Origin of the sequence: Bacteroides thetaiotaomicron VPI-5482 (assembly GCF_000011065.1) — a bacterium.
In the GTDB taxonomy this organism is placed as follows: domain Bacteria; phylum Bacteroidota; class Bacteroidia; order Bacteroidales; family Bacteroidaceae; genus Bacteroides; species Bacteroides thetaiotaomicron.
The window spans coordinates 3,908,323-3,920,808 of the sequence record NC_004663.1 but is presented as its reverse complement, the minus strand read 5'-3'; the positions used below and the strand labels follow the sequence as shown (position 1 = coordinate 3,920,808).

The window sequence follows — 12,486 nt, the reverse complement described above, 5'->3', positions numbered from 1 at the left end:
AATGAAAAAGAAACTGACTTTTATAATGATACTTGCCGTACTTGCCTTGACATCGTGCAGTGATTTTCTGGATAAGTACCCCAAATACGGTGTGGACCCCGAATCGGAAGTGACCAATGAGATTGCCGTAGCACTGACTACTGCCTGCTATAAGACGTTGCAGTCGTCCAATATGTATAATCAGCGCCTGTGGAGCCTCGACATCCTTGCCGGCAACAGCGAGGTAGGCGCCGGGGGAGGAACCGACGGACTGGAAACTGTTCAGGCGGCTAACTTTATAGCGCAGAGCGACAACGGTTTTGCCCTGTACGTATGGCGTTCTCCGTGGGTAGGCATCGGACGTTGTAATATCGTGCTTTCCAATCTGCCTTCGGCTGCCATCTCCGATGAGATAAAAGACCGTTGCATGGGTGAGGCATATTTCCTGCGTGCTCATTACTACTATATCCTCGTCCGTCTTTATGGTGGCGTACCTTTGCGGCTACAGCCCTTTGAGCCGGGACAGTCGACGGATATTGCCCGCAATACGGTAGATGAGGTATATGCGCAGATTCTTTCGGACTGTAAGAATGCGGTGGATATGCTTCCCCCAAAGAGCAGTTACGGAGAAAATGACAAGGGACGTGCCTGCAAAGAGGCGGCGATGGCTATGCTGGCAGATATTTACCTGACGCTGGCGCCCAATCATCGGGATTATTACAATGAAGTTGTTACGTTGTGCGACCAGATTACTGCGATGGGATATGATTTGTCTCAGTGCAAGTATGCCGATAATTTCGACGCTACGATCAATAACGGTGCGGAATCCCTTTTCGAAGTACAATACTCCGGCAGTACGGAATACGATTTCTGGGGAGGGGATAACCAGTCTTCCTGGCTGTCGACCTTCATGGGACCCCGTAACTCCGGCATGGTGGCAGGCGCTTACGGATGGAATCTGCCTACGGAAGAATTTATCAAAGAGTACGAAGCGGGCGATTTGCGCAAAGATGTGACCGTGTTATATCAAGGCTGTCCTGCTTTCGACGGCATGGAGTACAGACGTTCGTGGTCGAATACAGGTTACAACGTCCGGAAGTTCCTTGTGTCGAAGACCGTTTCGCCGGAATATAATACCAACCCGAATAACTTCGTGGTATACCGTTATGCGGATGTCCTGTTGAAGAAGGCGGAAGCGCTGAACGAACTGGGACATCCCGATCAGGCTGCCGCACCTCTGAATATCGTCCGTCAGCGTGCCGGACTGGCGGATGTACCGACTACCTTGAATCAGGAAACAATGCGGGAAAAGATTATTCACGAACGCCGGATGGAACTTGCTTTTGAGGGACATCGCTGGTTTGACATGATTCGCATCAATAATGGTAACTATGCGATTGAGTTCCTGAAATCTATCGGCAAGAATCAGGTGACGAAGGAACGCCTGCTGCTGCCCATCCCGCAGACAGAGATGGACTCTAACAATCTGATGACTCAGAATCCCGGTTATTAATTGCTTTTACAATCATTCATTTAGACAGATCATATGATGAAGAAATATATATATCAGATACTGTGTTCTCTTTTCATCGGTGGAGCGATGGTTTCCTGCGCCGAGGACTATATGGAGACGGACAAGGGACATGATACGCTGACTCTTACGGTGAATCAGCAGGAGATCGTACTGAACGAAAAGAATCACACTCAGGAAGCGTTAACGCTTTCATGGACTACGGGAACAAACTACGGAAGCGGGAACCGCATCTCTTATACACTGGAAATAGCCAAGGCGGGAACAGACTTCGCCCGTGCCTATTCCGTAGATTTAGGAACGGGAACTTATCAGTGGACGAAGAAAACGGAAGAACTCAATCAGTTTCTGAACACGCAGCTAGGCGTCGGCTATGCCGAAAAAGTATCGCTGGAAGCACGCATTACCGCTACTGTTGCCGGAATGGAAGAAAAGGAGCAGCGTGCCACAGTTGCGCTGGATGTGACTACTTATCAACCGGTTACTCCGACGCTTTACCTCATCGGAGAAGCTGCCCCTAACGGATGGAGCGCCGATCAAGCGACGCCTATGGAGCGCACGGACAACGGACAGTTTACGTGGACAGGAAAGCTGAATACCGGTGTATTCAAGTTTATAACGACATTGGGAGAATTTCTTCCATCCTACAACCGGGATGCCGCTGCCGGAGAAGAACTACGGCTTATCTACCGCACATCGGGCGACGAACCGGACGAACCGTTTACAGTCAGCAAGGAAGCGACCTATATAGTCAAGGTAGACCTGCTCGACCTGACAATGACCATGACCGAAACGGAAAACATCGGATGGCGCTTTGAAGAATTCTATATTGTCGGCTCCTTTACCGGCGATAATGGCTGGGGATTCGAGGCACTGTCTAAAGATGCCGTTCAGATGAATCTGTTCCATTATGGTGCCGTGATTCCGTGGAAGGCGGACGGTGATTTTAAGTTTACTTCCGTGACGGACTTCGGTCAGTCGGATGCTTTCTTCCATCCCACCGAAGGGAACGCTCCGTATACTTCCACTTCAGTTGTACTGGGAGGTGAAGACAATAAATGGCAAATGAAGGAAAGCGAATGCGGCAAGGCCTATAAAGTGCTGTTCCTCACAGCCAAGGGAAAGGAAAAGATGCTGATGCGTCCGTTTACCCCCTACGAAGGACTGTATCTGGTAGGCGATGCCACTCCGAACGGATGGAGCATCGACAACGCCACCCCGATGGCTAAAAGTGCCGACAGCCCTTACATCTTTACCTGGAGCGGTACACTGAATACAGGGGAGATGAAGATCTCCTGCGACAAGCAGTCCGACTGGAACGGAGACTGGCTGATGGCGGACAAGAGCGGAAAGGCACCGACCGGTGAAGTGGAGACAGCCTTATTTACCAGTAAAACGGATGCGGAACTGAAGAATATGTATCCGGATACAGACCTCGGCAGTCTGGACAATAAATGGAATATTCAGGAAGCTGGCTCGTATCGGATTACGATTGACCAGTTGAAAGAAACGATTTCAATTGTAAAACAATAAACAAGTATTCAAGATGAAGAAGATAATATATTTGGTGGCTGCCTTCCTGTGTCTGTCTTGCAGCGACGATCATGAATCGAACCCACAGAACGGAGGAGCGTCGGGCAGTGTGACCGAAGTAACTCCGGTGACATCGGACTTATGCGTGGAACTGACAACTGACAAGGCTTTTTATAAACCGAACGAGACAGTGACTTTCACTGCCGCCGATGCCTTGCCTGCCGGAACAAAGGTACGCTATCGCCTTTTGGGAGAAATAGTCGGAGAAGAACCGGTCAGCGGTACGAACTGGACATGGAAGGCTCCTTCCACCGATTTCAAAGGATACATGGCAGAACTTTACCGGCAGGAAAACGGTACGGATGTCATCGTCGGTACGATTGCGGTAGATGTATCCAGCCATCCGGCACGTTTCCCCCGATATGGCTTCGTGGCAGATTTCGACGGAGTCAAGACAGAAGAGAAAACACTGGAAGAGATGGCCTATCTGAACCGCCATCACATCAACTGGGTACAGTTTCAGGACTGGCACAATAAACATCATTGGCCGCTGGGCGGCACACGCACGCAGTTGGACGAGGAATATCTCGACATTGCGAACCGCCCTGTCCATACAAGCTCTGTGAAGAATTATATCAAGGCACAACAACATTTTGGAATGAAGTCCATGTTCTATAATCTTTGTTTCGGGGCATTGAAGGATGCGGCTTCCGACGGGGTGAAAGAAGAATGGTATCTGTTTAAGGACGCTTCGCATACCACGAAAGACAGTCACGACCTGCCAAGCGGATGGAAGAGCAATATCTATCTGGTAGATCCTTCCGACAAGGAATGGCAGCAATATATGGCGGAACGGAATGACGACGTGTATGCGAACTTCGCCTTCGACGGCTATCAGATCGACCAGTTGGGCAAGCGGGGAACGCTTTACAACTACAACGGTACACCGGTCAACCTCCGCGAAGGATATGCTTCTTTTATCGAAGCCATGAAGCAGGCGCATCCCGACAAGAGTCTGGTGATGAATGCCGTAAGCCGCTACGGTGCCCGTCAGATCGGAGAAACCGGTAAAGTAGATTTCTTCTATAATGAGATGTGGGCGGATGAGGCGGACTTTACCCATCTGAAAGCCGTCCTGTATGAAAACGGAGTGTATGGCAATAATCAGCTGAATACGGTTTTCGCTGCCTATATGAACTATAATAAGGCGGATCATCGGGGAGAGTTCAATACAGCGGGCATCCTGCTGACGGATGCGGTGATGTTCGCTTTGGGTGGCTCGCATCTCGAACTGGGTGGTGACCATATGCTGTGCAAAGAATATTTCCCGAACGACAACCTGACGATGAGCGAGGAACTGAAAACGGCAATGGTTCACTACTACGACTTCCTCACGTCTTATCAGAACCTGCTCCGCGATGGCGGAACGGAGAACAGCATCGCTATGAACTGTACCAACGGAGAAATGAAACTCAACGTATGGCCTCCAAAGTTGGGGTCGGTCACTACTTACGCCAAGCAGGTAGACGGCAAGCAAGTAGTGCATCTGCTTAACTTCTCGCAGGCGAACAGCCTTAGCTGGCGGGACGTGGACGGCACCATGCCCGAACCTGCCCTGATCACGAAAGCGACCTTGCAGATGAACCTGCCCGCCAAAGTGAATAAATTGTGGGTGGCATCACCGGATGTACACGGAGGAGCCTTGCAGGAACTGGCATTTACGCAGGAGAACGGGGTAGTCTCCTTCACACTGCCTGCCTTGAAATACTGGACAATGATTGTAGCTGAATAAGGCAGTTGCAACGGAATAACTAAAAACGATAGGTATGAAGATTAGATATAAGTTTGGGGTGTGGATGTTGTGTCTGATGTTTCCGGCGTTGGTCTGGGCAGAAAACGCAAAAAGTATATGTACCTCTTTTACGCAGCAGGGACGTCAGGTGACTTTTCACCTGGCGGACAGTGCCGCGCTGCAACTGCAACTTTGCAGTCCTTCCGTGGTAAGAATCTGGTTCTCGCCGGACGGGAAGCTGCAACGGAGAAACGCTTCCTTTGCCGTGATCAATGAAGAACTGGAAGATGTGGGAACGGTTCATGTGGACGAACAGGCCGCCTGCTATGAGATATTTACCTCGAAGCTGCGCATACGGGTGAACAAGTCGCCGATGAGCATCCAGATATTCGACAAATATCAGAAACTCCTCTTCAGTGACTATGCCGATAAAGGACACGTAAGCGAAGGCACGAAGAAGGTGGAATATAAAACGCTTCGCCGTGACGAGCATTTCTTCGGGCTTGGGGAGAAGACCGGCAAGATGGACCGCAGAGGAGAATCTTACAAGATGTGGAACAGCGATAAACCTTGTTACAGTGTGGTGGAAGACCCTCTTTACAAGAGCATCCCTTTCTTTATGAGCAGTTACCGGTATGGTATTTTCCTTGATAATACGTATAAGACAGAATTTAAGTTCGGAACGGAAAGCCGTGATTATTACAGCTTCGAGGCGCCGGACGGGGAGATGATTTACTACTTCATCTTCGGCAAGGACTATAAGGAAATCCTGAGTCAGTATGTAGGACTGACGGGCAAACCTATCATGCCTCCGAAATGGGCATTGGGCTTTGCGCAATGCCGTGGCCTGCTGACAAGCGAGAAACTGAGCCGCGAAATAGCCGAAGGCTACCGGACACGCGGCATCCCCTGTGATATTATCTATCAGGACATCGGCTGGACGGAACATCTACAGGACTTCGAATGGCGGAAGGGCAACTACGGGCATCCGAAAAAGATGCTTGCCGATCTGAAAGAAATGGGATTCAAGGTAGTCGTATCGCAAGACCCGGTCATCTCGCAAGCCAACAAGAAGCAATGGGAGGAAGCGGACCGTCTGGGATATTTTGTCAAGGACAGCACGAACGGGAAGAGTTATGACATGCCGTGGCCTTGGGGCGGAAATTGTGGGGTAGTGGATTTTACCTTACCTGCCGTAGCCGACTGGTGGGGAACCTATCAGCAGAAACCCATTGACGATGGCATCTCCGGCTTCTGGACGGATATGGGAGAACCCGCATGGAGCAACGAAGAGCAGACCGAACGCCTTGTGATGAAACATCACCTGGGTATGCACGACGAAATCCATAATGTCTACGGACTGACTTGGGATAAAGTGGTCAAAGAGCAGTTCGAGAAACGGAATCCGAACCGTCGCGTCTTTCAGATGACCCGTGCCGCTTATGCGGGATTGCAGCGTTATACGTTCGGTTGGACGGGAGATTGCGGAAATGGAGACGATGTATTGCAGGGCTGGGGGCAACTGGCTAATCAGATTCCGGTGATTCTTTCCGCAGGGCTGGGAGTGATTCCGTTTACTACCTGTGACATTACGGGGTATTGCGGAGACATCGAAGACTATCACCCCTTTGCGGAACTTTATACCCGCTGGATACAGTTCGGTGCATTCAATCCTTTGAGCCGTATTCATCATGAGGGAGATAATCCGGTAGAACCGTGGCTCTTCGGTCCGGAAGCGGAAAAGAACGCGAAGGAGGCCATCGAACTGAAATATCGTTTATTGCCCTATATTTATACGTATGCCCGCGAAGCTCACGATACGGGATTGCCTATCATGCGTCCTCTCTTTTTGGAATATCCGGCGGATATGGAAACGTTCTCTACCGATGGGCAGTTCTTGTTCGGACAAGAGCTGCTGGTAGCTCCGGTGGTGAAGAAGGGGGCACGTACGAAGAATGTCTATCTGCCCGAAGGCACTTGGATTGACTACAACAATAAACAAACAGTCTATACCGGAGAACAGTGGACTACCGTGGAAGCTCCCTTGTCGTGCATCCCGATGTTTGTAAAGCAGGGTTCCATCATCCCCACCATGCCGGTGATGAACTACACGCATGAGAAACCGGTCTATCCGCTGATCTTTGAAGTATTTCCGGCACCAAAAGGAGAGGAGGCCTCGTTCACTTTGTACGAAGATGAGGGAGAAGACCTCGGCTATCAACGGGATGAGTTTGCCAAAACTCCCGTTCGCTTCCGGACGGAGGAGGGTGGTTATCTTCTTTCGGTTGGTGCCCGTGAAGGAAAAGGGTATGCAGTGCCCGCTCCCCGAAACTTTATTTTCCGTATGTATCTGAAGACGGCTCCCAAAGGAGTTACCGTGCAAGGCAAGAAAGTAAAGAAGGTGAAGCCGGAACGTCTGGAAGAGAATCCGGACGATGACACTGAAAGTATGGTGTGGAGTTGGGATAAGGCGACCGGTATTTGCAGCCTTCGTATGCCGGACCGAGGGGAAGAAAGTCGGATTTCCCTGCGTTTATGACTTGAACTCAACGCCTACATAAAGATATAAATTTGAAGAATTGCTGTCATCTGTCACTAAACCTGTGACAATAGTCTGATAATTAAATCATAAGACCGTGACAGCAACCTGTGACAGCAGCGTGACGGAAAGATTTGCCGTCACGCTGTCATTCATTTCAGCTATTAATAAGCCGAGTTTGTTTTAAGGTATGAAACTACAGTTCCCATTGCTTGAAACTTTGGTTCCCATTACTTGAAACTATAGTTTCATACGCTTGGAACTTTTGGTTTCAAGCCTTTGGAACTACAGTTTCTCACTGATGAAACTCTAGTTTCAAGCAGTGAAACTAATTAAGAAATCAATTGATGAACTCGTAATCTGTCAGTTGATATCTTTTCTGCTTGTATTCTTTTGTTCTTTTAAGTTTTACCTTTCCTTTTGCAGCTTCCAGCGTTACTTCGTTGAATTGTCCTTTTTGGAAATCGTAACTTATACCGTCATCTTCGAGAAGGAGGAACGTTGCCGAAGGAGCGCCGTATACTTTGCAATGCAGATCGAATACGGTTTGAGCATCTACATAGGGGACAGGTGCGGCCAATGGCAATAACGTTCCCTGGCGGACGTAGAGTGGCAACTGATCTAATTCCGTCGTAATCTCATATTCACGGTTGCCTTCATATTTCTCATTGGTATTGAAGTTGTACCATGTTCCTTCGGGGAAGTAGACCGTTCTCGTTTTCTTGTTCTGGTATAAAGGGGCAGCCATCAATCCGTCTCCCATCATATACTGGTCACTGATAGTGCGCAAACGTTCATCTTTGGGATAATCCATCAATAACGGACGGAAAGGAGGTACACCTTCTTTATAATATGTATAAAAAGCACTGTACAGATAAGGAATCAGCTGCATACGCAGATTAATCAGTGTACGGGCATATTCTTCATACCTCTTTGCTTCCGGCAGGAACTCGCCACGTTCGTTCTTTCCACGGTCGAATTGCAGCCACGGAGCGTATTGCAGATACCATGCATTGACCATAGCCTGCGGAGAAAGAATCACCGTTTGCAGACGATGGAAGAAATCTTCGGCAGAATGTGCCTCACGCACTTCGGGACACCACAACAGTCCTCCGAATGCCGAGTTGCAAAGTGCCTGAATGTACTCTTTGGGATCGTATGTATCACTATAAAGTACGGCGTTGCGTGAAGACATGAACATACCGGACGACCGGTAATCCTGATAGGTGCGGGTATTCTTTTCACGATAGATACTGTCCATCGCATTCACATAGAGGGAACCGAATACCTGGTGCATCTTTTCTCCGTCGATGCCCGAAGGGAACTGTGCCATATCCGGGAAGCACCATGTGGCGGAAGCAAAAGATATGTTCGAGTTGTCACATTCGTCCAGTTTGAAGCCGGAGATGCCTTCTTCTATCAGTGTGCGGTGGTAATCGGTAAATATTTTGTGTGCTTCCGGCTGGATGAAGTCCGGTACCAGTCCGTTCCATACAAGGAAATCGCCTGAGTAGGGCTCCAGCGCCTTCCGGATGGGGGAAGAAGGATGAACATACGCGTGTTCCCACAGGTTTACTTTGTATCCTTTCTGCTGCAACTGGTCCAGCATTTCTTTGTGCCTTGGGAAACGGTCGTCGCTCCAGCGATAAGAACAGGAGTAAGTGGCCGTCTGCCATCCCGGTTCGAGTCCCAGTACGTCGCACGGAATCTGTTTCTCGCGGAAATAGTTGGCAAAACGCATGACGGAGTCTTGCGTCGCATCTCCTTTGACACGGTATTTGAATCCGAGTCCCCACATCGGAGGAAGACATCCGCCGCCGGAGAGGAGGTTGTATCTCTTGACTACATCCAGCACTTCCGGTCCGGTGATGATAAATACCTCAATGCCTTTGGCGCCGGGTACGTCGATATGGACTTTATTTCCGTTGCTTCTGTTCTTATACAAGTCTTCTGTGGTGGTAGCAATGTGTTTTCTTTCTTCCGCTTGCAGTTGACGACTATGCTCGGTTTTCTGATTGGAGCCGCATAGGAAAGTGGTATACCGTGCCGTGTTGACCAGAATACCGTACCCTTTGGTAGAGACGTAGAATGTCTGCGGAGCATGTGTATATCCGAGTCCGTTCAGCGGATTGTCGTTTACTATCGGGCGCTTGCGCAGGCCACGCTGACCGAAAGTTTCGAATTGAAGTCCGAAACCGTATATTTGTTCGTTGTCCTCCAGAGGGACTTCGATCAGACAGCCACGGTCGGTTATCTTTATTTGCACTTCGTCGGGGCTGAAGGGCGGCTTTGCAGCCGGAAGTTGTTTCATTGCTTCTACGGCAGGTTTCCCGCCGAATAAGGAATAAGGGGTAAAAGTGTCAATTTCTCCCGCTTGCAGCTTGATGATTCCCGGAGCAATTTCTTCTTGAGCGGATGCTTGCCCGGCAAACAGGAGACCTACTGTGGATAGAAAAAGGTTGAGTAATAGTTTTCTCATTATAGTTTATTTTATCATGGTTATATTAAAATAGACTTCTGAAATGCGATTTTCCACTAAAATGCAATAAAAGAATATTGCAAATATAGGAATAAAACAGATGCGGTATCAAGTATTAATACCTGAGAAGTCAGATAAAGTGACCTGTCACGACATATATTAATGTTTGTGACGGGAGATATTAATATCTTCTTTTTTTGACCGTGATTCTAAAAATAAGGTTTTATATTTGTCCTTGTTTAAGAATGAAAAAGAATAAAACCATGAAAAAGAATTGTTTTCTCCTTCTCTTTTTGCTTTGTGCCTGCCTCGTTCAGGCACAGGATACGTATCGTACCGACAAGGATGTACCTTACATTTCCGGCTCCGAAACAGATGCTTATCGTCTGGAACGTTGTAAATTGGATGTTTATTATCCCGAGAATAAAAAAGATTTTTCCACCATTGTATGGTTTCATGGCGGTGGTATGGAAGGAGGAAGTAAATTTGTTCCCAGGGAACTGACGGATCAAGGCTTTGCAGTAGTGGCGGTTAATTATCGTTTGAGTCCGAAAGCAAAGAATCCGGCTTATATAGAAGATGCCGCCGAAGCCGTGGCATGGACATTCCGGAATATCGAAAAGTATGGCGGTCGCAAGGATCGTATCTTTGTTTCCGGTCATTCGGCAGGAGGTTACCTTACGTTGATTCTGGCAATGGATAAGAAATACATGGCTGCATATGGAGCCGATGCGGATAGTGTAGCTGCCTATCTTCCGGTCAGCGGACAGACTGTCACTCATTTTACCATCCGCAAAGAACGTGGCCTGCCCAACGGAATCCCCATCATTGACGAATTTGCTCCGGTAAACAAGGCCCGCAAGGATACCGCCCCTGTTGTGCTGATTACGGGGGATAAGAATCTGGAAATGGCTGACCGGTACGAAGAGAATGCACTGCTGGCATCGGTATTGAAGAATATCGGCAATCGGAAAGTCTCTTTATATGAACTGCAAGGATTTGACCACGGACAGGTACTCGGTCCTGCCTGCTATCTGATCGTTAATTATGTGAAGAGGTTCAAGTAATAGACCTGTGATATCCTTTCATTTGATATGGATAATGTGTATATTTGCACGAAACTCATATCAAAAATGTGTAAGTTCTCACATTTCAGATATCAAAAATGTGACTCGGTATGTTTGAAAGAGGAATTATTCAGCTGTTAGCGGCTTGGAAAACGGATGTAAACAGGAAGCCTTTGGTTATTCATGGGGCGAGACAAGTGGGTAAGACGTGGGCTTTGAAGTATTTCGGTCAGAAATACTTTGAAGATGTTGCCTATTTTAGTCTGGATAAAGATGAAAGCGGACTTTGCGATATCTTTAAAACGACTAAAGACCCCGAACGCATTATACAGCAATTGTCCTTTTTGCATGGACGAAAAATTAATCCTCAGACTACTTTGCTGATATTGGATGAGATTCAGGAGTGCAATGAAGCGCTGAACTCTTTGAAATATTTCTGCGAAGAAGCACCCGAATATGCAGTGGCTTGCGCTGGTTCTTTACTTGGAATTTACCTGAATCACATAGGCAATTCCTTTCCGGTTGGAAAAGTAAATCATCTGTCTATGTATCCGCTGACTTTTACGGAGTTTCTGAATACGAAAGATCCGGCGATGTATCAATATATGTGCTCTGTCAAAGAAATAGCGCCTCTTCCCCAAATCTTCTTCGACAAACTGCGGGAAGCCTTCATTGCCTATTCTATTTGTGGCGGTATGCCCGAACCTGCTTCTTTGATGGTTGACTTTAATGATATGCAAAAAGTGGATTCATCGCTTCGGGATATATTGAATGACTATGCTCTGGATTTTGTGAAACATACTACACCTACGTTGGCGCCCCGTATCAATTATGTATGGAACTCTCTGCCCTCTCAATTGGCGAAAGAAAATCGTAAGTTTGTTTATCAACTGGTTCGTCCCGGAGCACGTGCGCGTGAATACGAAGATGCTATTTTATGGTTGGAACAAGCTGGTCTTGTCAACAAAGTAGTTTTGAGCAAGTCGCCTAGGCTGCCACTGAAAGCCTACGATGATTTGAGCACTTTTAAGCTCTATGCATTAGACATAGGGTTGTTGAGGCAATTGTCCGAACTGGATGCAAGTGTTTTGTTATTGTCCACTCCCGGATATACGGAATATAAAGGGGCATTGGCAGAGAATTATGTATTGCAAAGTCTTACAGCACAACTTCAGGCTTCGTTCCGTTACTGGACTTCCGGTAATAAAGCAGAAGTGGATTTTTTACTTCAGCATGGTAATCATATTTATCCGGTAGAAGTGAAAGCAGACCAGAATATAACAGGTAAAAGTCTGATTCAGTACGAGAAACTTTATCAACCTGCTTGCCGGATTCGATATTCGATGCTGAATTTGAAACAAGACGGCAATCTGATTAATATTCCTTTATTTCTTGCGGATAAGACGAAAGAGCTGCTGAATAATAACGTGGGATAAAGAATAGAGAGAAATGGCCAAGTGATGAAAAATACAGGTCATTTAAGGAAAATATCTGTGAAATGTAACGTTTCTCATAGTCTGTGAATCATTTATTATATCAGAAATCGGTCGTATTGGCTACATTTAC

Annotated in this window: 7 protein-coding genes; 6 read left to right on the top strand and 1 reads right to left on the bottom strand. The window is 47.6% G+C overall.

Translation table 11 applies throughout. The annotated features are described in order from the left end of the window. The first annotated feature begins 1 nt into the window (after position 1). The 4 genes from BT_RS15655 to BT_RS15640 are packed head-to-tail and all read left to right on the top strand — an operon-like array spanning position 2 to position 7,374. Complete coding sequence (locus tag BT_RS15655) at positions 2–1,492, top strand: RagB/SusD family nutrient uptake outer membrane protein (RefSeq protein ID WP_011108628.1); 1,491 nt, start codon at positions 2–4, stop codon at positions 1,490–1,492. A 36-nt stretch (positions 1,493–1,528) separates the two neighbouring features. Next, complete coding sequence (locus BT_RS15650; protein ID WP_011108627.1) at positions 1,529–3,043, top strand: SusF/SusE family outer membrane protein; 1,515 nt, start codon at positions 1,529–1,531, stop codon at positions 3,041–3,043. Between the two features lie 13 nt (positions 3,044–3,056). Further along, positions 3,057–4,835 carry a glycoside hydrolase family 66 protein gene (locus BT_RS15645; RefSeq protein WP_011108626.1) on the top strand — a complete coding sequence of 593 codons (1,779 nt, stop codon included), beginning with the start codon at positions 3,057–3,059 and terminating at the stop codon, positions 4,833–4,835. Between the two features lie 34 nt (positions 4,836–4,869). Beyond that, the gene (locus BT_RS15640; RefSeq protein ID WP_011108625.1) at positions 4,870–7,374 is read left to right on the top strand and encodes a glycoside hydrolase family 31 protein; all 2,505 of its coding nucleotides are present in this window, start codon (positions 4,870–4,872) and stop codon (positions 7,372–7,374) included. 340 nt (positions 7,375–7,714) lie between these two features. Here the strand turns inward: BT_RS15640 and BT_RS15635 are convergent, their stop codons facing one another. Beyond that, the gene (locus tag BT_RS15635; protein WP_008767349.1) at positions 7,715–9,853 is read right to left on the bottom strand and encodes a TIM-barrel domain-containing protein; all 2,139 of its coding nucleotides are present in this window, start codon (positions 9,851–9,853) and stop codon (positions 7,715–7,717) included. Positions 9,854–10,116: 263 nt separating this feature from the next. Between BT_RS15635 and BT_RS15630 the strand changes: the two genes are divergently transcribed. After that, on the top strand, positions 10,117–10,920 hold the full coding sequence (locus tag BT_RS15630; RefSeq protein ID WP_032814311.1) for an alpha/beta hydrolase: 804 nt from the start codon (positions 10,117–10,119) through the stop codon (positions 10,918–10,920). Positions 10,921–11,030: 110 nt separating this feature from the next. After that, complete coding sequence (locus tag BT_RS15625) at positions 11,031–12,356, top strand: ATP-binding protein (protein ID WP_011108623.1); 1,326 nt, start codon at positions 11,031–11,033, stop codon at positions 12,354–12,356. The last annotated feature ends 130 nt before the right edge of the window (positions 12,357–12,486 follow it).